Origin of the sequence: Legionella sheltonii, from assembly GCF_026191355.1 — a bacterium.
Lineage (GTDB): Bacteria > Pseudomonadota > Gammaproteobacteria > Legionellales > Legionellaceae > Legionella > Legionella sheltonii.
The window spans coordinates 173,214-193,541 of record NZ_JAPHOQ010000002.1 but is presented as its reverse complement, the minus strand read 5'-3'; the positions used below and the strand labels follow the sequence as shown (position 1 = coordinate 193,541).

Genomic DNA, 20,328 nt, shown 5'->3' with positions numbered 1-20,328 from the left:
TTCATTGAATAGCTTAGGTGTTTGTACTCGTCATCCCAACTCAACGAGGGAACACCACAATGTAATTCGGGATGATAGGAGCAAATAAAGCACCAAGGCTAGATTTCAAAAATTAAAAACTGAATGTTGGTGGCTACTATAGTCTAAAAAAGTTAAAAATGTCGAGCCTAAATGAAAGTTAAGTTATTCTTTTTAACAAAAGAGCATGTATAATTTATACAAAATTAAATAAGGTTTTGAGGTAGTATTATGGCAGGTCATAGTAAGTGGGCAAATATTAAATTCCGTAAAGGGGTTCAAGACGCAAAACGTGGAAAAATATTTACTAAATTAATTCGTGAGATTACCGTAGCTGCACGTATGGGAGGAGGGGAAGAGTCTTCCAATCCGCGATTAAGAGATGCGGTTAAAAAAGCGCTTGGTGCGAATATGAAGCGTGATACAATTGATAATGCCATCAAACGTGGTGTTGGCGGACTTGATGGCGAAGCAATGACTGCTATGCGTTACGAAGGTTATGGACCTGGTGGCGTTGCGGTTCTCGTAGATTGTTTATCTGATAATAAAAATCGAACTGTCTCCGAAGTGCGTCATGCCTTTACGAAAAATGGTGGCAATTTGGGAACGGACGGTTCAGTATCTTATCTCTTTACCAATCAGGGAGAGATTTTGATGGCATCTGGTCAGTCTGAAGAACAGGTTATGGAAATTGCCATCGATGCAGGAGCCAGTGATGTTTCTGTAGATGAAGGACAAATTGAAGTAATTACTCCTGTTGAGGCCTATCATAGTGTATTAAATGCGCTAACCGAGGCTGGCCTGGAAATTGAACAATCTCATTTAACCATGCGGGCACAAACTTTAGTCCCTATCGACGATGATTCAGCGGAAAGTCTTTTAAAGTTAATTGATATGCTGGAAGACCTCGATGATGTACAAGAGGTATATAGCAATGCTGAATTTTCAGAAAAATTATTAGAATCAATCAATTAATGAGCATTATTTTAGGGATAGATCCTGGATCAAGGATAACCGGATACGGTCTGATAAAAGAATCAGACCGTAAAATCGAATACATTGATAGTGGTTGTATACGTACTAATCCAGATAGTGAGTTAAGTCAAAAATTATTGCAAATCTATGATGGTATTTGTCAGTTAATGGACCATTATTCACCTGCCGAAGTAGCGATCGAACAAATATTTATGCATGAAAATCCTAATTCAGCATTAAAATTAGGGCATGCTCGTGGCGTGGCGATGGTTGCTGCAGCATCGCATCGAGTGAAAGTAAGTGAATATTCAGCGCGTGAAATCAAGCAAATGGTGGTTGGTTATGGGGCTGCAGAAAAAGCTCAGGTAAGCCATATGGTCGTTCATCTTCTTGCATTGAATAAGGCACCACAAAAAGATGCTGCGGATGCGTTGGCTATAGCAATATGTCATAGTCATATGCGTCATAATTTATCATCTGTAATTGGCAGACGAGGATTGAGGAGACGGAAGAGATGATTGGTTGGTTGGATGGGCAGATTATAGATAAACATCAACCAGGAAAATTGGTTCTTAATGTTCATGGCGTTGGATACGATGTTGAAACTTCATTAAATACCTTTTTTCAACTAGAAAGCATTAATGGTTCTATTGGATTACACATACATACTGTAGTGCGTGAGGATGCTTTATTGTTATATGGTTTTCTAGAGCGACAAGAAAGAGAGTTGTTCAGAGCGTTAATTAAGGTAAATGGTATTGGTCCCAAAGTCGCTATGTCGATACTTTCTAGTACTACTCCGAATGAGTTTATACAATGTATTCAACAGGAAAATGCCTCTTTTTTAATGAAATTGCCTGGTATAGGTAAAAAAACTGCGGAGCGTTTGGTTGTTGAAATGCGTGACAGTATAAAACAATTTTCTGGCTCCGTTTCTAACGCACAGAGTAAGGCGATTCCTCTGATGAATGGACCAGATGAAGCAGTGAGTGCTTTAGAAGCTTTAGGCTATAAGCCTCAAGAGGCATTAAAAGCAGTGAATAAAATAAATGATGGTTCTAAAAGTTGTGAACAGTTAATTCGTGATGCACTACAAGTTTTGGCAGTTCGATAAGGTAACAAATACTTGTTTAGCTGTTTTGTGGCCCGGATTACGCTACGCTAATTCGGCTACAGAAAATAAAAGGTTCGCCTTATTTTTCTTCAATGGGCACAAAAAATCTTACAATTAAACCGGTGCCTTCTTTTGGAGTATCCAACATGAGTCTTCCACCATGTAACTCCGCAATCTGTTGAACTATTGCCAAGCCAAGACCACTACCAGGGCTCTTGTTCCCGAGGACGCGAAAGAAACGTTCAAAAACACGCGATTGCAATTCTGAAAGAATACCTGGTCCATTATCACTGACCTCAAGCATTATTTCATTTTTTAGTTTAGCTAAACGCACTATAATCCGACCATGTTCATTACAGTAGCGTATTGCGTTATCTACAAGATTACGAATTAATATTCCCAGCGCAGTTGAGTTACCATAAATAATTAAATTTTCGGCATCGCTTTCGAATTCAAGGTCAATTTGTTTTTCCACGGCAGCTGGTGCAAGCATGGCGAGTATTTCGCGGGTTAGCCTGCTTAAATTGACTTCATCCTTTTCTTCCATATGAGCGGCTTCGGGTACAAGTCGACTCATAGTAAGTAATTGTTGGACTATATGGGTACTGCGATTAACGCTTGCAATAAGTTTTTGTAATGCCTGGTTTTTTTCTTCCACGTCATTAGAATGCAATGCAACTTGTGCCTGTGTTTTAAGTGCTGCAAGTGGGGTGCGTAATTCATGTGCTGCATCAGCAGCAAATCGTTTTTCGCGTTCAAATCCTTCTTTAAGCCTAAAGAACAATTTATTTAACTCGTCGATCACCGGCTTAATTTCTTCAGGTACCTCATGCAAATCAACCGGTTCAAGATGGCTGGGAGCACGGTTGGCTACCTCTTCGGCCACTTTATCTAAACTATCTAATCCTCGACCAATAATAATCCAAATTAGCAAACCAGATAATGGAAAAGTTAAAAGCATGATGTAGAGATCATCTTGCGCGATTCGATGACCCAGTTCATTTCGTGTATCGTAACGCTCGGCTAAAACAGTACGGATTCCTGCTTTATCATTGTAGGTAGTGAAAACGCGCCAATCTTGTTTTGATATTTTTTTATCACTAAACCCATCAACTTCTGAGGTTAAAGGAATTTTGGGAGCTGAAGACGAGTGTAACAATAATTTTCCACCATTGGTCCAAACTTGAAAATTAAACTTATCCAGGTAGTTTTCCGGCGGTTCCTCATTCAAAAATCGTTTTTGATAGTAGGTATCAATTTTTTGAGGGATCGTTTCAAGTGCTTCTTGAATTTTAGAGAGAGGACGTTCATGGAGATCATCACCCAATAACGCCTGATATGAAAGAGCAGAAACTGCCATTAAACTATCTAAGTGATCTTGGATGTCTTTTTGATCTAGGTAATAGTTCCCTATAGCAGTTAATGTGGTCGTTATAGTAATGGCCAACAATAGATTTATGAGAAGAAATTTTCTTATAGATGATTTCACGATACAGCTATACCATCATTTTTTTCTGCCATATACCCAACACCTCTTATCGTCCTAATAAAGTTGGCATTAAGCTTTTTACGTAAATTATGGATATGAACTTCCAACGCATTACTGTCCACATCTTCTTCCCAGCCATAGATACTTTGCATCAGTTGTTCGCGCGATAAAACTTGACCGCTGTTTTCGAGAAGCTTTTGTAACAGTGCGAACTCTCTGCGTGGCACATTAACTAAAACATCATCAACGAATACTGAGTGGGCAGCCGGATCCAGAGTAATATTTCTATATTGCAGAACTGAATCAGCTCGACCTTGTGAGCGTCTGACTAGAGCTCTGATTCGTGCACTGAGTTCATTGAGGTCGAAGGGTTTGATCAGGTAATCATCTGCTCCACTATCCAAGCCTTTTACCCGATCTTCGACTGACTCGCGAGCAGTTAGAATAATAACGGGAGTAGGATTACCATCATGGCGTATACTTTGTAATAATGCGAGTCCGGAGAGTTTAGGTAAGCCTAAATCTAAAATAATTAGCTCAAATGACTCAGATTTTAAAGCAGCACGAGCGGCTTCACCATCTTTAAGCCAATCTACAATATAGCCAAACTGGGTTAATCCAGTTTTGACCGCATCACCAAGTAACTCGTCATCTTCAACTAGCAATAGTCTCATTCTTGCTCCTATTGTTTTTCAAGGCCGGTTTCATCCATATGTTTTGTAAGATAAAAAGCTTGAATTAACACAAAAAGCAGAGTAAAACCAACCCCACCAAATAATTTAAAGTTAACCCAGGCATCAGTATTGAAGTTATAGGCAACATAAATATTTACTGCACCCATTAAAAGGAAAAATAATACCCATGCCATATTAAGCCTATGCCATATTTTTCCAGGGAGTGTTACATTGGCTTCCATCATTTTTTGGATTAATGGCTTACTTCCAATATAACCCGAGCTGAAAAAGGCAAGAGCTGAGAGCCAATAAATACCTGTTGGTTTCCATTTAATAAACCAGGGGTTGTGAAAGAAAAGCGTTGCCCCTCCCAAAACCATGATGATGGCGAGGCTTATTAAATGCATTTTTTCATAATGTTGGAATTTTAATCTATAAAAAGCTACCTGACTTAAAGAAGCAATCATCGCGATAGCTGTCGCGGTATAGATACCAAAAAATTTGTATACTATAAAAAATAAAACTATAGGAAAAAAATCAAATAGTAATTTCATATATCTTGAATACAATAAAATAAGTTACTTTGATTATAACACAAGTTTTTGTGCTCTCCTCCTTGCTTTATACCAGAAATGAAAAATAATTGTTAATAAGGTACAACTATGGAGTTCATAAAAACGATCCGCCTAATTCTGGAACAGAATGGTAGAAGCCTAAAATCAAACTCAAATCCTCATCGTACTCCAAGGACAAAACTAACCAACGAACAATTTTTGTCCAGAATACAATGGGTCATTCCGCATAAGTCCGGGGTTTAATGCAATAATACGTTCTATGCTGGTTTTATGTTGTTGGGCAATGGCGCTCAGGCTGTCGCCTTTTTTTACAATATATTGAATGGGTTGATTGACTTTTTTCCATATCACAAGTTGTTGCCCTTTTTGTAAGGGTTGATTGCTTGCTAATTTATTCCATGCCTGTATCTCCTGGGGACTGACACCATAAGTTTTGATCAGTTTTTGATACGTATCATTTTCTTGAACAATGTGAATGACACGATGATTTCGTACCGCTGCTATTTGATGTTCTAAGGGCATGGTCGCAGCAGCCGGTTCTTTTTTAACAACAGCAGGAGCATTTTTGGTACTGGGGATTAAAATGGATTGATTGGGACTAATTTGATCAGTTGTTAGCTGGTTTAATTGTTTGATTAAACTAACTGTTGTGTGATACCGAACCGCAATGTTGTCTAGGCTATCTCCTGGCTGTACGATATGTTTTTCCCAGCTTACCCTTTTGTCCTCAGGAAGATTGGCAAGATTTAAAATAAATTGGTGTACTTTCTCCGCGGGAATAAGCAATTTAATCGGTTTGTGGGGATCAGTGGTCCAACGATTAAATCCCGGGTTTAATTTAATTAACTCTCGATAGCTAATCCCCGCCATTTTTGCAGCGTGGTTCAAATCAATTGGACTTCCTATATTTACTTCCTGGAAATAAGGAACATAGGGGATTTCAGGCAATATTAAGTGATATTGACCTGGATTTTTGATGATTTCCGCTAAGGCAAACAGGCGTGGAACATAAATTTGAGTTTCACTTGGAACTGGTAATTCCCAAAAATTTACTGAGCGACTCCCTGTGCTTTTGATCGCACGATCAATCGTTCCTTCTCCGGCATCATAAGCTGCTATGGCTAATACCCAATTGCCATTAAAGAATTTATTGAGATACTGGAGATAACTGAGTGCGGCATCAGTTGATGAGCTGATGCTACGTCGGGCATCAAACCACCAATCTTGTTTTAAGCCTAAACCTGCTCCTGTACGTGGCATTAATTGCCATAATCCAGCAGCACCAGCCCCAGAGTATGCAAAAGGGTCAAAAGCGCTTTCAATCATTGGGAGTAGGGCCAATTCACCAGGAAGCTTTCTTTTTTTTACTTCAACAACAATATGATAAATATAGGGTTCGGATTGACGACATACTTTATGTAGATAGCTCGGATGAGCTACCAGCCACCTAATTTGCGCTTGCACTTCAGCTCGTGACGATTCATGATTTAAAGTGAATTCATTGCGCAATACTTCCCATACATCTGGCGCTGCAAGTGCTAATGACCCATTAGTAATAGCAAAAAAAATGAGTAAACAGAATAAAAAGTCTTTTATTTTGAAAAACTTAATTTTCAATGGCTATTACCTATGAATATTATTGGCTATCGAGTTTACTAAAATTAGTTATAGGATTAAACCCTTTTTGCGCTCACCTAATCCATAAAGAAAGAAATTAATTCTTTCTGGTTAATTATTTGAATGAATTTTTTTCTTCTCTTAAAACTCTAAATATTTCTAATGAGCTATTTGATGTCGCTCCATGTGTTAATGCGTATTTTTGCACTTCTGCTTGCTCAGTACGTAAAAAGGGATTAATTAATAACTCTTGTTCTAACGTTGATGGAAGGGTACAGGAAATGGGGGAGTTTTGTATTTTTTCCAAGTATTTTTGAATAGTAGAGTTATTAGGTTCTACTGTATGTGCAAAGCGTAAATTTTGTTGGGTATATTCATGAGCACAAAATATTTTTGTAGTGAGAGGTAATGTTTTAAACAAATTTAGTGATTGGTGCAATTGCTCTAAAGTTCCATCAAAAACACGCCCACAACCCGCTGAAAAAAGTGTGTCACCACAAAACAATAATTTTTGCTGGGGTTCATAATAGCTAATATGGCTTGAGGTATGGCCTGGATTGAGTAAAATTTTGAAAACACATTGTCCCAAGTTAATCATTTGATTCTCTTGCACAGTACTATTTATATTGGGGATGCGTGGATCACTTGGACCGTACACTGTGCATGATCGATAGGCTTTGAGTAATTGACTTACACCACCAATATGATCTTGATGGTGATGAGTTAATAAGATGGCACGCAATTTTAGCTGATTTGCCTGAGCAAATTGCAATACTGGCTCTGCATCGCCTGGATCAACGCAGTCAAATAAACCTGTGGTTTTGTCAACAATCGACCAAATATAATTATCTGAAAAAGCAGGGATAGGAAAAATGGTCATGAATGGCTCTCAATAAGGTAAGAGGAAACTCCTGGATTAAAATATACTTTCAGTGAGTTTAATACTATTTGCATTTCATCTGCTAAGGTAAAAGGTGGATTGATTATCCATAGACCACAACCACTCATACCATCTATTGATTTTGATGTCAGACTAAACTCAATGTGTAAACTATTTTTGGCGTTAATTTCTTTCATACCTCTATTGAGTTTATCTGTTAATTTTTTATTGACCAATGGATACCAAAGGCAAAACACTCCTGTAGCAAAACGAGAATAAGCATGTTTTATTGCCATGGGAATTTCTTTATATTCTTCTTTTACTTCAAACGAAGGGTCAATAAAAATCAGTCCTCTCTTTTCTGGCGGAGGAAGTAATGCATTCATCGCTACTATGCCGTCAGTATTGCTAAAATGTATCTTTTTATTCAAGCGATGCAATTGGTTCAGTGCTTCAAATTCCCTAGGGTGAAGCTCGCAAAAATACATTCTATCTTGTACCCGTAATTTATTAATGGTTAAAAAAGGCGAACCGGGATAGGATCTTAAAGCATGAGTAGGATTAAGCTTCTTAATGACTTCAATGTAGTCTAGAAAAACAGGAGGAAGTGAATCTCGTTCCGACCAGACCAATTCAATACCCTGTTTGTATTCTTGTGTTTTTTCAGCTTGTTTGTTTTTTAAATCATATAACCCCTTTCCTGAATGCGTCTCAAGATAAAATAGGGGCTTTTCTTTACGAATTAAGTAGTCCAGAAGACGTGTTAAAGCAATGTGTTTGATTACATCTGCAAAATTTCCTGCATGATAGCCGTGTTGATAACTGAGCATGTGGTTCCTAAAACATTTTTAATGATTGTCTACTATACTCTTTTTAAGAGAGTATAAAAGGGGAAAGCTATGGGACTTCACGAAGATTATGATGACCAATCATTCTCTGATTATAATTATGATGATGATATTGACTCTTCAACTCATCGAAAGAACGTGAGACGTATGCTCGAAGAAAAGCTAGAGCGTAAACGTTTAAAAGAGGAGTTTAAAGATGATTTTGATGAGTTGAGTGGAGATTTTGATTGGGATATTTTAGACAAATAATTATTTTAACCCGGGCCTAGACGCTAAACTCAGGGCAAATAATGTTTCAGTGCTTGATTTGCATGCTATTTATTTCTTAGAGTTGCGGCTTTAAGAGTATTTTCAAGCAATGTCACTATAGTCATAGGCCCTACACCTCCAGGTACGGGTGTAATCCATGAAACTTTGTTTACTGCATTTTTAAAATCTACATCGCCGCGAATACTGCCATCTGCTAATCGATGGATACCAACATCGATGATTATGTGATCTTTATGAAGCCACTTGGTATCAAGAACATCCATTTTTCCTGTTGCTACGATAACCAAATCAGCGATGTGTACCAATTTTTCTAATTGTTGGGTGAATTTGTGGGCAATTGTGACTGTTGCTCCTGCCAGGAGTAATTCTAAACTCATAGGCCGACCAACAATATTCGATGCGCCAATCACAAGCGCATGCTTTCGTTTAACCTCAATCTGATAATGCTTCAATAAGTTCATGATACCCAGCGGGGTGCATGGACGTAATAATGGATTACGCTGAGCGAGCCGTCCTAAATTATAGGGGTGGAAGCCATCAACATCCTTTTCGGGTTTGATGTGTTCAATAACGACACGTTCATTTATATGTTTGGGTAATGGAAGTTGGATGAGAATTCCATCAATGTGATCAAAGTGGTTTAAATCATCGATAAGCTTAAGTAATTCTTCTTGAGTTGTTTCTTCAGGTAAGTCAAAGGAGTGTGAGCTAATACCCACCTCAGCACACGCTTTACGCTTGTTCGCTACGTAAACAGTGGAAGCAGGATCGTTGCCAATGAGAACGACAGCTAGGCCAGGTGCTCGATGTGTTTTTTTTAAAAACTCGCGTACGTGTTCTTTTAATATATCTCGACGAAGAGAAGAGACGACTTTTCCATCAATTAGAGATGCTGACATAGTTACCCAGAAGAAAAGCAAGGTAATAAATTATGAATTAGAGGGGTTGGTAATGCAATAGGATTAATGGGGCTAGCGCAATTCATCGAAGCCCAATCATTTCATACATAGCGTGGTGCGCTAGCTATTAAGCCTGTGTCTTAATAGATTGTAGGCCCAGGCTACGATATAACTTCCAACGAAGGTACTAACCGATACGGTTATTCCAGCCAGCAAACATTGGAGAAAAGAAAAATCATAGGTAATGTATATTGCTCCCATCGTGCCATTAAAGGGCTTCCCTGTATTAAAAATTAAAATCATCAATCCCATAAAAAAGGTAGATGTTCCAGAGAGAATGCCAAGAGATACACCTAAAGAAACGGGATCTATTTTCCCAAATGTCATGATAATTACCTTATGTTCTATAATAACCAATTCCATTATTAATCATTATCCTAGTCATGGGAAGTGGTTCAATAGGTGGGATAAATTAAAAATATACATTCATTAGGATGAAATGCTGTAATTGTAAAGAGAAGGAGCATAAATGACGCAAAAGGTTTACTGAAGCAGTATCATTGACTCATGAGCTTGCTGTGTCTATACTGGAAAATCATTGATTTTATGGTAAATATCGTGGATGAACTGACTGAATTACTTAGACCATCTTGGGGTGCTGAAAAATGGATTTTAGAAGGGTGGAACAAGATTACTGCAGATGAGAAACAACTCATTAAAAATAGGATAAATGAGTTATTTTCCGATGGTTTACCTTTTGAGCTTCAATCTGACAAACTTTTTTATATTTATACATTCTCACTTTTAGCACAGCTCGAAGTTTTGGCTGTTCAAATTCCTCTTAAATTTGAATCCAAAATGTCTACTGCGGAATACAGAGAACGCATGCGTCAACAATTACTTGACGAAATATTTCATGGTTTAGTATTTACTAAAATAGTCTATATGCTGTGTGCGCCTTATGCCTCTCCACCTCCATACAGTCCCCAGATCGAAATTATTTGTAACTATATCCGAAATGAGACGTGTCCCAAAGTAGCGATTATGTTGCTTAACCTTATTGGTGAGGGATGGATCGAAGAAATCTTTGAGAGTTTACATCGATATGGAGTGGCACCAAAGGTATTCAAAACAATTCTAGAAGATGAACATCGCCATGTTTGCGAAGCAGATTTATATCGTGATATCGGATTGCCAGACGTTGACCAAATAAGGCCAAAAATTGCTTATTTGGAAGAACAATTGATAACCAATATTTTTATGCAATATAAATATATGTCGTCAGTATGTGCTTTATTGGGCGTCGAAGGGGTCATTTATTTTAAAGAGTCTCTCAATAAAAAACATACGCAGCAACTCAGTAAAGTGAATCTCCAGCCTAGTGAAAATTGGAAAAACTTTATTGAATTTGCCGATGAGGTATTACCAAGAGTTCAGAATTATACCGAGTCCAATCGGGAAGTGGAAATGACTCCCATTCGAAAAGTCTTTATGACTCAGTGGGATGGTCCAAGTGATCCAACCATGACAGGGCAGTTTAGTGTCGATATCTCCTGCCTCGATTTTTTCAATAAAAAATTTGCTTCAGAGACTTTGACTACGTTAATGTTGCAGGCTGTTAGTTCCTGGATGACATTATCCGATCATCATAGAAATTATTTAAGTTTTAGAAAAATCTTTCAAACCAAAGAAGCCTATGTTGGTCTGGTTGTCATGTTACCAGGCTGTGGTGATCATCTAGGCACAATTGTTTTTGAAAATTGTCATAATCTTAGTTTTTATGAATTATCCGCAAAAATTCGAACTATAGTGTCTATGATGGTTTATTGTTATAAGAAGCGCGAACAACTAGAAAAAACAAATCCCCGAGTACAACAGCTCATGAAAGATATGGTTTATGAATATGCTTATAACACTTATCCATATCCACTTGCAGGAACTCCTTATATTACGCTAAGTAATATTGGAGTGTTTGGCTATACCCAATCTATGGCTCCTCTTCGCAAAACCGAGGCCATGAGATTTACAATAATGGAAGTTGACCGAAAACTTGTTTGGCAAAAAGATACCCAATCATTCGAACCTAAAGATATGTTGCCGGTATCCATCAGTGCGGACCATCGTATTTTTGATGGTAATTCTACGGTTCCTAGAATGGTAGAAGAAAGGTTTCAGACTATGTTTGCCAAAATGTGTAAAGAAAAACCTAAAGCAAAACAACCAATACATCAGCAGGAGCAATTACAATTACTTTTAGATCAACTCATTGCAACAAATATTGAAATGGGATACAAGACTTTAATGTTATTGCAAACTTGCTGGTATGATTTTATTTCGATAGAAGAGTGTTATGTAGCGTCCAACTATCATGGTATTGCACAAAACCAGGATCAAACTCGGGAAACGACACTTATCTAATGTAATCAAGTAGGAAGTTGTATATCCATGCAACAATATAACTACTAATGAAAGTGTTCATGAGTACTATAGCTGCACCTAGTGCAGCATTACCCATAGAGGGATTATAGGATAAATACATCGTTCCAACCATGCCTACAATGGGTTTATCAGCAAAAAAAACAAATGCTGCTAGGCCCATAAAAAATGAAGCAATTGCTGATGGAATACTAATAGAGATTCCCAGAGCAAGCGGATTTATTTTAGTGAATTCCATGATTTTTTATCCCTATTTTCAATAAATAATTCATTCTATTATTAATCATTCTTCTTGAGATGGGAAGCTCATTTTTGTCAGAAATTTTAAAGGAGTAACTCAACTATTCTGTTGAAAAATAGGAATAATAAACGATTATTTAGAAAAAGGAGTTTACAATTGAAATATTTCTAGATTAACTGTTCAATTAAGTTCTAATTGCTTGAATAGATTAGGAAATAATGTTAGTTTTTTTAAAAACCAATTTCCTTTCTTCAACCCGCCAAGGGCATGGAGCTCTGATTGAAAAAAACTGCTTTATTTTCATCCTTATTTTCACTAACGGTGCCTGTATATGTTTATGCTCTCGGTTTGGGTGAAATGAAAGTAGAGTCAGCTTTGGGCCAGCCTTTTCTTGCTGAGATTACGCTAATTGATTCCCATAACATTTCTTTGTCGAATATCAGGGTGGGGCTTGCTGACCCACAAAGCTATCAAAGTTTAGGGATTGAGCGCTCTGAAGCTGTTGGCGCTCTTTTTTTCGATGTGAGACAAAATAAACATGGATTTGTTATACAAGTTCATTCCAACGAACGGATGACAGAACCTTATATGCAGCTTATTGTGGACTTAAACTGGCCTAAAGGACAAATCTTTAAAGTTTATACTGTTTTGTTAGATCCACCAGGTTATAAATTAACGAGTACTATGGCGCAAAGTGGTCTAACTTATCAGAGGAAGTTCTCAAATTATCATCAGAATACAAAAGCTTCTTCTGGAGAATATCAAGGTGAGTCTGGGGGGACAAAGAAAAAAACAATTTATGGTCCTACAGTGTCCAATGAAAATGTATGGCAAATTGCTCAAAGATATAAAACTTCAGACGCAATTTTACCGCAAATTGTTCTTGCTATTGTGGGAGCAAATCCTGGGGCATTTATTGATGGGAATTTAAATGGATTAAAAACGGGTGTTCGTCTTAAAATTCCTTCTGCCAAGGAGTTCCTTGAGGTACCAGCTGATTTAGCTACAGTTGAAGTAATGGCTCATGATAAGTCATGGAATGAAAAAACAACGATCAATCATGTGTTGGCTCCACCCTATATGACAGGACAAACATCCAATGCTGCAACGGTTGAGTACTCTCAAATACCCCCTGTGCCAAAGTTTTCTGAGACTGAAGCTTCTGTGCCAGATCATATTCTGTCTTCAATTCCGTCTTTGGTAGCTCCGAAACAAGTAAGTCCAGAACAAGATAGGACACTCAAGGCTGAAATATCAATAACAACTGCTGCAGTAGATTCCTTACGAGAGTCTAATGCTCTGCTGACTGAACAATTGAGTTTTTTACAAGCACAAAATACAAAACTGCAAAAGCAATTGGATGAACGTGATAAAGAACTTCGATTAATACATAACCAAATTCAAACCATGATGAAAGAGCGAATGGCAATTGCAGGACAAGCAAGTTCCATGGACTCAGCCAACAATTCATCTTCCGAATTTTGGCTTATATTTATGCTGTTACTTATTGCTGGAGGAGGTGGTGGAGTTGCTGCTTATTTCTATTTAAAACGATCGGAGCAAGCAAAAAGAAGAGTAGGCTCATCCTCAGCAACCGATACTTCAACCTTAACATCCTCTTCGACCCCGCCCATTATTAGTCTAAGAGAAGGGATGGTTACTCAAGAACCACTGCATGATGTAAAGCCAGAAACTAAATTAAAACAGTCTGAGTTAACTCCTAAGCCTGAGTTAACTCCTAAGCCTGAGTTACCCCCTGAGCCTGAATTAACCCCTGAGCCCGAGTTAACCCCTGAGCCCGAGTTAACCCCTAAGCCTGAGTTAACCCCTAAGCCTGAGTTAACCCCTGAGCCCGAGTTACCTCCTGAGCCTGAGTTAACCCCTGAGCCTGAGTTACCCCCTGATCGGGGATTAAATATAGAGCCTGTTGATGAGTTTGCAGAACAAAATTCTCTTGCGATTGAACCTCAATCCACCACAGCAAATGATGAGCCATTATTGGAAATTATCCCGACTGAAAATGAAAATAAACCATCTTCTCAAACTAATGAAGACAAAAACTCCAGTGGTGATATAACTCAGGAAGATAATCTTTTGGAGTTTGAATCTGGTCTACACCATGTACTTACAACGAATCCAGCTCCCAAAGAAAATAATTTTCAAGAGCAAATCAGTGAGGATGGAAATAGTGTGGAGTTTGTTCCTTCTGTCCCTGTCGATTTACCACTACAAAAAGAGGATGAAACCAAAAATCTTTCCCCTTTAAAGAACAAGAAGGCATTAGATACACTATTAGCTTTAGCCAGAACTTATATAGGTATGGAAGATATAGAATCTGCACTGCATTCTTTAAATGAAGTCCTGGAACACGGAAGTCAATCACAAAAAGAAGAAGCACAAAGCTTAATTGATGAGATCAAAGGGAAATCCTAATTTTGCTGTTTTCTTTCCCGAATGCGCTAGGCATCTCCCATCGTAACAGCGTGTTACTGCATATCGATACTTTACTACTCTTAGAATGACGAGGATTTACGCTTTGTCTTTTCAAGGCTAAGCCACAAAGATAATTTTGCTCGGATTTTCCGTGTTTAAAAAATAATCATTGAAAAATATGAATGTACTATAATTACAGGATGGATGAATGATTTTTTAATTTTATGGTGAGGGAATATCATGAGAGCAAAATTGCAGCAGATTGATAGGTTCAATTTGGAATTGCGAGACTTGCAAGAGCGGGTTAGAACCTTGAAGGGCACATTCTACGAAACATACACGAGAACAGAATTAGAGCCAGACACATATAAATTTAAACAGGAAGTTGATCCCAATGCCCCTGATGAATTTAATCTTGAGCCGGATACATGGAAGGAAGTAGAAAAACAGATATTCGTGCCTCGTGATCCGACTATGGGGGAAAAGAATCAACTTGCAGATCTGGCACAACAAATTAAATTTAAAGAAAGGCAAATCAGTCAATTACAGGATTCTATACAGGTAGCCAAGGTTATGGAAACTGTTTCAGATGTTATAAGTTATCTCGATCCAAAGACGCATAAAAATGACATTGCCAATTTGAAATACTTACAAGAGCAGCATTTTTCTGATTTACACGCACTCAAAAGTCATATTTCTGGATTGTCACGTGGTCAATCTAGCGTAACACGAGAACTATATGAAGCAATTCAGAAGACCCAAGGAGCTGATATTGATGACCAACTCAGTAAAGTTTCTGAGAAAATAGAAGAAAGAAACAATGTTCATAAAACTGAAAGGTCATTTAACTTTAAATCATTTAAAGAGCAATTACCGCGTGTAAATATTGATGAGGATTCGAGTAACGAGAACAATGATAATTTCACTTTATAACAACATGAGTGATTCTATTGAGTATTTCTATACCTCAGGAATATTTTTAGAGTTAGAATCTTTGCTGTCATCCCAGGTGCAACTAGGGATCTCCCATCATAGCAACCTGCTACTGAGCGGAAATCCCTCGCTATGCTTGGAATGACGGGAGCTGCGCTAATTCCGCCTACGAAGCCCCCTGACAATTAGCATTCTATTAATCAAAATAGGTTTCGTTTAAAGACTGTATCAGTAAAAGAAGTTTTATCCATAAAAATCCCCATTATTTTTTATTAGCGGTTATTTTATAAAGGCTTTTTCTGCACCAAATAGATACGTTGCGGTGATTAAAACTTCGTTTGATCGATAAGATCCAGGATTTAAGGATTGTTCTGCCCATGTATTAATCCCATTACCCGAAGAAATAGGGCCTAAATCTTGATAAATATAACCTACTGAAAAAATAAGTTGAGGGAAAAATTGTACATCAATACCTGCACCCACGTTATAAGCAAACTCACTGCTATTCGAGTCCCTAAATCCAGGACTGACTCTTGGAGTAACGTTAGTAAAAGCTTCTTCACGATAGTTAGAGACTCTGTTGAATGAACTTCCTATTCCTCCATTAATGTAGGGTGAAAATGCCCCATATCGAAACAGATTAATTTTTCCTGATGCTAATAAAAGATTGGAAGTAAAATCCATGTTATAAGTGTAGTTAGTAAATTCGGGTAAGGAGTATTGTGTAATTTCACCTTGGATTTGAGTTTTAAAAAAATACTGCCAGAAGACACTTAATGAGTAGGAAGGAAACCAGAAATTACTAGTTTGCCAACGTCGACCGCCAGATGCAGCAATAACTCCTCCATTATCACTACCGACTGAGAGTCGATCATAATCAAAGGGGGAAGGAAACTCTGAACCATTATTTACTTTCATATGAGAATGTAACTGAGGGAATTGGGCTCCTCCTCCAAGAGCTAAAAACCAATTACCTTGAGCATTGAAAATAGATTGTGGTAGTGGATTTTGTATGCTTTCAATATTCTTAGAAAAAGATTGGCTATGGCAGACAAATAATAAAGCGGTGATACCTGGATAAAATAAATTCCATTTCATAATGAGTCTCAAAAATTTAAATAATCGTTATAGTAAAGACAGGCACAATTATTGATAATGATTAATTGCAGCATGAGAAAGTATCATGATTGAATGAAATAAATCAATAAAATGGTTAGAAGTTAATTAGGTCTAAAACAGGCTATAGATTGATTCGCAAGTACCCTGAACAATAGCATAATTATTAAAAATCAGAATTTAGACCAAGAGAAATTACTATAATAATTAATAAACTTGTAAATCAATTATGTTAAGGTATAGACAAAACATATACTGTATTATAAATTGGCCCTTTTATCAGGAATAATCAATGCGTATTGCCTTGGTGCTTGAGTACGATGGTAGCCAATATCATGGCTGGCAAGCACAAACAGGCTTGCATACAGTGCAACAAGCCGTAGAACATGCTTTATCTAAAGTAGCAGATAGTCCTATTTCTGTCGTTTGTGCAGGAAGGACAGATACTGGTGTACATGCTACTAATCAAGTAATTCACTTTGACTGCGATAAGGTACGTAGCATCCGAGCATGGATTCATGGTGCAAACTCATTCCTACCTAAAGATATTTGCGTCAAGTGGGGAAAAGAGTTGTCGGAAGAGTTTCATGCAAGGTATTCTGCTACTGCAAGAAGATATCGTTATGTCATTTATAATGGCGCTATTCGACCTGCTTTATTCCGAAGTAATGTTACTTGGCAATACAGGCAATTAGATCACCGACAGATGCACCAGGCAGCTCAGGTTTTATTGGGAGAGAATGATTTTACTTCATTTCGTTCCGTTGAGTGTCAGTCGAATACCCCTATGCGGAACATCCACAAATTACAGGTTAGCCGTATGGGTGATTTAGTAATAATTGATATTACTGCCAATGCTTTTTTACATCATATGGTGCGAAATATTGCTGGTGTACTAATTGCGGTAGGCTCAGGAAAACATCCTGTATCGTGGGTAGATGAGGTATTAAAAGCAAAAGATAGAAGATTAGGCGCTGAAACTGCCCCTGCCTATGGATTGTATTTAGTGCAAGTGACTTATCCTCAGGAATTTTCTATATTACAGAATAATCCAGGGCCTTCTTTTCTTTTGGAGAAATAATTGAATTTGGCACGTGTACGAGTCAAAATGTGTGGAATGACGCGTAGAGAAGATATCGCACATGCTATTAATCTAGGTGTTGATGCTATAGGGTTGATTTTTTATTCAAAGAGCGCTCGTTGTGTTTCTATAGAACAAGCCAAATTATTATTAAAAGATCTTCCTGCATTTGTAGACTCGGTTGCTGTTTTGGTTAATCCTGAGCAAGATTTTGTTCATCAAATACTCGAGGAATTGCCAATCCAATTATTGCAGTTTCATGGTGATGAAACCGTGGGGTTTTGCCAACAATTTAAGAAACCTTATATTAAAGCCATACATTCTGATTCAGCGGAGCACATTCATCAAGCTGCTCGAAATTTTGTGTCAGCACGTGCCTTATTGTTGGATACACCTTCTGAGACTGTTAGGGGCGGGACTGGATGTGTTTTTAATTGGAATATTATTCCCCAAAAGGTAGAAAAGCCTTATATATTGGCTGGTGGATTGGATGAGTTTAATGTACTTGAGGCAATTAAATCATGTCACCCTTATGCGGTAGATCTGTGCAGTGGTATTGAGATGTCGCCTCGAATTAAAGATCATGGCAAAATGAGTCGATTTATGCAGAAATTATTACAGTAGCCTGGGGCAGCGTAACCCGGAAAATTAGTCCTCTGAACCCGGGTTATGCTGCACCGAAACAACACTTTTGAGCAGTTAATGAAGGTAGATTCATGAATAAAAAAGAGCTTCCTGATGAGCGCGGGCATTTTGGTCCCTATGGTGGTATTTTTGTAGCAGATACTTTGATGTATGCATTAAAGCAATTGGAAGAGGCTTATGCAAAATATCGAAAAGATCCTGATTTTTTAGCTGAGCTTGATGCTGAATTAAAAGATTATGTAGGACGGCCTAACCCCCTTTATCACGCACAACGTTTAAGCAAGGAAATAGGCGGTGCTCAAATTTACTTAAAACGAGAAGATTTGAATCATACTGGGGCACATAAAATTAATAATACGGTAGGGCAAGCGCTACTTGCCAAACGTATGGGAAAAACTCGTGTCATTGCCGAGACAGGTGCAGGTCAACATGGCGTTGCCTCGGCAACCGTAGCTGCTAAATTAGGTTTAGAATGTGTCGTATACATGGGTGCTGAAGATATAAAGCGTCAATCATCTAATGTGTATCGCATGAAATTGTTAGGTGCAGAGGTTGTTCCGGTCACCGCAGGTTCACAAACATTAAAAGATGCGTTAAATGAAGCCATGCGTGATTGGGTAAGTCATATTGATGATACTTTTTATATTATTGGAACGGTTGCTGGGCCACATCCTTACCCTCAAATGGTCCGTGATTTTCAAGCGGTCATTGGTATTGAGGCACGAGCTCAGTTTTTAGAAAAAACAGGACATTTACCTGATGCTTTGGTGGCCTGTGTCGGTGGTGGCTCTAATGCAATCGGTTTATTTTATCCTTTTCTGAATGATGCAACTGTTGCTATCTATGGTGTTGAAGCTGGAGGTAAGGGTTTAGAAAGCGGCCAGCATTCTGCTTCATTAATTGCTGGAGCTCCGGGCGTCTTACATGGTAATCGGACTTATTTGCTCTGTGATGAGTACGGTCAAATTAAAGATACTCATTCTGTTTCGGCAGGTCTTGATTATCCTGGTGTAGGTCCAGAACATGCCTACTTAAAAGATACTGGTCGCGTCATTTATGAAGCAATTAATGACGACGAAGCATTGCATGCATTCCGTACCTTAACGCAGGTTGAAGGAATTATCCCAGCTCTGGAATCAAGTCATGCAATTGCTTATGCAATGAAACTTGCTAAAACCATGTCAACGAAGCAAAGCATTATCGTGAATTTATCTGGTCGAGGTGATAAAGACATGCATACTGTGGCTCAAATTGATGGAATTACCGTATGAATCGAATTGATAAAACTTTGATGCGCCTTAAATCTCAAGGCAAAAAAATGCTTAGTCCTTATATTACAGCTGGAGATCCTTATCCAGAGGCCACGGTTAAACTGATGCATGAATTGGTAAGGTCCGGAGCTGACATTATAGAATTGGGTATTCCTTTTTCTGACCCCATGGCAGAAGGCCCTGTTATCCAAAGAGCAATGGAGCGTGCACTTGCTCAAGATGTACATTGCCATACCGTATTGAACATGGTGAAAGAGTTTCGATTACAAGATCAAGAAACACCGATTGTTCTAATGGGCTATTTAAATCCTATTGAACATTTTGGTTATGAGCTTTTTGCACAACAAGCAGCAGAAGTGGGTGTGGATGGAACCATTCTGGTAGATTTACCCCCAGAAGAAGGTGAAGATGTAGCAAAAGTCTGGCAAAAATATGGTTTATACAGTATCTTTCTGTGTTCGCCTACGACTTCAGATGAGCGAATGGCATTAATTAATCAATATGCCAAAGGATATTTGTACTATGTGTCTTTAAAGGGTGTTACTGGATCGGATCTGGATGTTTCATCTTTAAAATCGCAATACCAACACCGAAAAACACAAACCACACTTCCTTTAATGGTGGGGTTTGGTATAAAAACACCTGAAATGGCTGCAGAGGTTGCTAGTTTTGCAGATGGTGTTATTGTGGGGGCAGCCCTCATTACGCGAATTCTAGAAGCTTACAATACGAATAATGATATATTGCAAGCGGGAGCAGATTTAATTTATTCCATGCGACATGCTATGGATGATTTAAAATGATGGCTTTATG

At 38.1% G+C, this 20,328-nt stretch carries 21 protein-coding genes; 11 read left to right on the top strand and 10 right to left on the bottom strand.

Going from position 1 to position 20,328, the window contains the following annotated elements; genetic code table 11:
* The first annotated feature begins 249 nt into the window (after positions 1–249).
* From OQJ26_RS02865 to ruvA, 3 genes are read left to right on the top strand one after another with little or no spacing between them, the layout of a single operon-like run.
* Positions 250–993, top strand: coding sequence for a YebC/PmpR family DNA-binding transcriptional regulator (locus OQJ26_RS02865; RefSeq protein WP_265702405.1), 744 nt, complete (start codon positions 250–252; stop codon positions 991–993).
* Complete coding sequence (gene ruvC, locus OQJ26_RS02860) at positions 993–1,511, top strand: crossover junction endodeoxyribonuclease RuvC (protein ID WP_028381922.1); 519 nt, start codon at positions 993–995, stop codon at positions 1,509–1,511. Before OQJ26_RS02865 ends, ruvC begins: the two co-directional genes overlap by 1 nt.
* A complete protein-coding gene (gene ruvA / locus OQJ26_RS02855) occupies positions 1,508–2,107 on the top strand; it encodes a Holliday junction branch migration protein RuvA (protein ID WP_265702404.1) in 600 nt (199 codons plus the stop codon). Before ruvC ends, ruvA begins: the two co-directional genes overlap by 4 nt.
* Before the next feature lie 79 nt (positions 2,108–2,186).
* Here ruvA and OQJ26_RS02850 read toward each other — a convergent pair whose 3' ends face one another.
* The 6 genes from OQJ26_RS02850 to OQJ26_RS02825 all read right to left on the bottom strand — a co-directional run bounded on the left by OQJ26_RS02850 (position 2,187) and on the right by OQJ26_RS02825 (position 8,172).
* Positions 2,187–3,596: an ATP-binding protein gene (locus tag OQJ26_RS02850; protein WP_265702403.1), complete on the bottom strand. Its 1,410-nt coding sequence runs from the start codon at positions 3,594–3,596 to the stop codon at positions 2,187–2,189.
* Positions 3,593–4,270, bottom strand: coding sequence for a response regulator (locus OQJ26_RS02845; RefSeq protein WP_182393300.1), 678 nt, complete (start codon positions 4,268–4,270; stop codon positions 3,593–3,595). The genes OQJ26_RS02850 and OQJ26_RS02845 overlap by 4 nt, the downstream gene beginning before the upstream one ends.
* Before the next feature lie 8 nt (positions 4,271–4,278).
* A complete protein-coding gene (locus OQJ26_RS02840; RefSeq protein ID WP_028381919.1) occupies positions 4,279–4,824 on the bottom strand; it encodes a septation protein A in 546 nt (181 codons plus the stop codon).
* 201 nt (positions 4,825–5,025) lie between these two features.
* A complete protein-coding gene (locus tag OQJ26_RS02835) occupies positions 5,026–6,462 on the bottom strand; it encodes a lytic transglycosylase (RefSeq protein WP_265702401.1) in 1,437 nt (478 codons plus the stop codon).
* A 115-nt stretch (positions 6,463–6,577) separates the two neighbouring features.
* Positions 6,578–7,342 carry a hydroxyacylglutathione hydrolase gene (gloB, locus tag OQJ26_RS02830; protein WP_265702399.1) on the bottom strand — a complete coding sequence of 255 codons (765 nt, stop codon included), beginning with the start codon at positions 7,340–7,342 and terminating at the stop codon, positions 6,578–6,580.
* Entirely contained in the window at positions 7,339–8,172 is an 834-nt protein-coding gene (locus tag OQJ26_RS02825) for a 23S rRNA (adenine(2030)-N(6))-methyltransferase RlmJ (RefSeq protein ID WP_265702398.1), read from the bottom strand. The genes gloB and OQJ26_RS02825 overlap by 4 nt, the downstream gene beginning before the upstream one ends.
* Before the next feature lie 69 nt (positions 8,173–8,241).
* Here OQJ26_RS02825 and OQJ26_RS02820 point away from each other — a divergent pair, with 69 nt between their 5' ends.
* On the top strand, positions 8,242–8,439 hold the full coding sequence (locus OQJ26_RS02820) for a PA3496 family putative envelope integrity protein (RefSeq protein WP_265702397.1): 198 nt from the start codon (positions 8,242–8,244) through the stop codon (positions 8,437–8,439).
* Positions 8,440–8,504: 65 nt separating this feature from the next.
* On the opposite strand, the gene folD is transcribed toward OQJ26_RS02820, so the two are convergent.
* The gene (folD, locus tag OQJ26_RS02815) at positions 8,505–9,359 is read right to left on the bottom strand and encodes a bifunctional methylenetetrahydrofolate dehydrogenase/methenyltetrahydrofolate cyclohydrolase FolD (RefSeq protein ID WP_265702396.1); all 855 of its coding nucleotides are present in this window, start codon (positions 9,357–9,359) and stop codon (positions 8,505–8,507) included.
* Positions 9,360–9,479: 120 nt separating this feature from the next.
* Positions 9,480–9,782, bottom strand: coding sequence for a hypothetical protein (locus OQJ26_RS02810; RefSeq protein WP_265702395.1), 303 nt, complete (start codon positions 9,780–9,782; stop codon positions 9,480–9,482).
* Positions 9,783–9,926: 144 nt separating this feature from the next.
* Between OQJ26_RS02810 and OQJ26_RS02805 the strand changes: the two genes are divergently transcribed.
* On the top strand, positions 9,927–11,777 hold the full coding sequence (locus OQJ26_RS02805) for a 2-oxo acid dehydrogenase subunit E2 (protein ID WP_265702394.1): 1,851 nt from the start codon (positions 9,927–9,929) through the stop codon (positions 11,775–11,777).
* Here OQJ26_RS02805 and OQJ26_RS02800 read toward each other — a convergent pair.
* Positions 11,770–12,033 (bottom strand): hypothetical protein, encoded by a 264-nt coding sequence (locus tag OQJ26_RS02800; RefSeq protein ID WP_265702392.1) that lies wholly within the window; start codon positions 12,031–12,033, stop codon positions 11,770–11,772. The two genes, OQJ26_RS02805 and OQJ26_RS02800, sit on opposite strands and share 8 nt — an antisense overlap.
* Positions 12,034–12,315: 282 nt before the next feature.
* On the opposite strand from OQJ26_RS02800, the gene OQJ26_RS02795 reads away from it, so the two are divergent.
* Both OQJ26_RS02795 and OQJ26_RS02790 read left to right on the top strand, forming a co-directional pair.
* Entirely contained in the window at positions 12,316–14,469 is a 2,154-nt protein-coding gene (locus OQJ26_RS02795; RefSeq protein WP_265702391.1) for a motility hub landmark protein FimV, read from the top strand.
* 240 nt (positions 14,470–14,709) lie between these two features.
* Positions 14,710–15,402, top strand: coding sequence for a hypothetical protein (locus tag OQJ26_RS02790; protein WP_265702389.1), 693 nt, complete (start codon positions 14,710–14,712; stop codon positions 15,400–15,402).
* Between the two features lie 279 nt (positions 15,403–15,681).
* Here OQJ26_RS02790 and OQJ26_RS02785 read toward each other — a convergent pair whose 3' ends face one another.
* Positions 15,682–16,500 carry an outer membrane protein gene (locus tag OQJ26_RS02785; RefSeq protein ID WP_265702388.1) on the bottom strand — a complete coding sequence of 273 codons (819 nt, stop codon included), beginning with the start codon at positions 16,498–16,500 and terminating at the stop codon, positions 15,682–15,684.
* A 310-nt stretch (positions 16,501–16,810) separates the two neighbouring features.
* Between OQJ26_RS02785 and truA the strand changes: the two genes are divergently transcribed.
* The 4 genes from truA to trpA all read left to right on the top strand — a co-directional run bounded on the left by truA (position 16,811) and on the right by trpA (position 20,318).
* Positions 16,811–17,599 carry a tRNA pseudouridine(38-40) synthase TruA gene (gene truA / locus OQJ26_RS02780; protein ID WP_058387607.1) on the top strand — a complete coding sequence of 263 codons (789 nt, stop codon included), beginning with the start codon at positions 16,811–16,813 and terminating at the stop codon, positions 17,597–17,599.
* Entirely contained in the window at positions 17,600–18,223 is a 624-nt protein-coding gene (locus OQJ26_RS02775; RefSeq protein ID WP_265702386.1) for a phosphoribosylanthranilate isomerase, read from the top strand. It abuts the gene before it with no gap.
* Positions 18,224–18,315: 92 nt separating this feature from the next.
* Positions 18,316–19,515 carry a tryptophan synthase subunit beta gene (gene trpB / locus OQJ26_RS02770; RefSeq protein WP_265702385.1) on the top strand — a complete coding sequence of 400 codons (1,200 nt, stop codon included), beginning with the start codon at positions 18,316–18,318 and terminating at the stop codon, positions 19,513–19,515.
* The gene (gene trpA, locus OQJ26_RS02765) at positions 19,512–20,318 is read left to right on the top strand and encodes a tryptophan synthase subunit alpha (RefSeq protein WP_265702384.1); all 807 of its coding nucleotides are present in this window, start codon (positions 19,512–19,514) and stop codon (positions 20,316–20,318) included. Before trpB ends, trpA begins: the two co-directional genes overlap by 4 nt.
* The last annotated feature ends 10 nt before the right edge of the window (positions 20,319–20,328 follow it).

Coding starts and splice junctions, on each gene's coding strand:
- OQJ26_RS02810 (WP_265702395.1), bottom strand. CDS start 9,782: ATGGAATTGGTTATTATAGAACATAAGGTAATTATCATGACATTTGGG.
- OQJ26_RS02805 (WP_265702394.1), top strand. CDS start 9,927: ATGAGCTTGCTGTGTCTATACTGGAAAATCATTGATTTTATGGTAAAT.
- OQJ26_RS02840 (WP_028381919.1), bottom strand. CDS start 4,824: ATGAAATTACTATTTGATTTTTTTCCTATAGTTTTATTTTTTATAGTA.
- trpA (WP_265702384.1), top strand. CDS start 19,512: ATGAATCGAATTGATAAAACTTTGATGCGCCTTAAATCTCAAGGCAAA.
- truA (WP_058387607.1), top strand. CDS start 16,811: ATGCGTATTGCCTTGGTGCTTGAGTACGATGGTAGCCAATATCATGGC.
- OQJ26_RS02865 (WP_265702405.1), top strand. CDS start 250: ATGGCAGGTCATAGTAAGTGGGCAAATATTAAATTCCGTAAAGGGGTT.
- OQJ26_RS02845 (WP_182393300.1), bottom strand. CDS start 4,270: ATGAGACTATTGCTAGTTGAAGATGACGAGTTACTTGGTGATGCGGTC.
- ruvC (WP_028381922.1), top strand. CDS start 993: ATGAGCATTATTTTAGGGATAGATCCTGGATCAAGGATAACCGGATAC.
- folD (WP_265702396.1), bottom strand. CDS start 9,359: ATGTCAGCATCTCTAATTGATGGAAAAGTCGTCTCTTCTCTTCGTCGA.
- OQJ26_RS02790 (WP_265702389.1), top strand. CDS start 14,710: ATGAGAGCAAAATTGCAGCAGATTGATAGGTTCAATTTGGAATTGCGA.
- OQJ26_RS02820 (WP_265702397.1), top strand. CDS start 8,242: ATGGGACTTCACGAAGATTATGATGACCAATCATTCTCTGATTATAAT.
- OQJ26_RS02785 (WP_265702388.1), bottom strand. CDS start 16,500: ATGAAATGGAATTTATTTTATCCAGGTATCACCGCTTTATTATTTGTC.
- gloB (WP_265702399.1), bottom strand. CDS start 7,342: ATGACCATTTTTCCTATCCCTGCTTTTTCAGATAATTATATTTGGTCG.
- trpB (WP_265702385.1), top strand. CDS start 18,316: ATGAATAAAAAAGAGCTTCCTGATGAGCGCGGGCATTTTGGTCCCTAT.
- ruvA (WP_265702404.1), top strand. CDS start 1,508: ATGATTGGTTGGTTGGATGGGCAGATTATAGATAAACATCAACCAGGA.
- OQJ26_RS02800 (WP_265702392.1), bottom strand. CDS start 12,033: ATGGAATTCACTAAAATAAATCCGCTTGCTCTGGGAATCTCTATTAGT.
- OQJ26_RS02825 (WP_265702398.1), bottom strand. CDS start 8,172: ATGCTCAGTTATCAACACGGCTATCATGCAGGAAATTTTGCAGATGTA.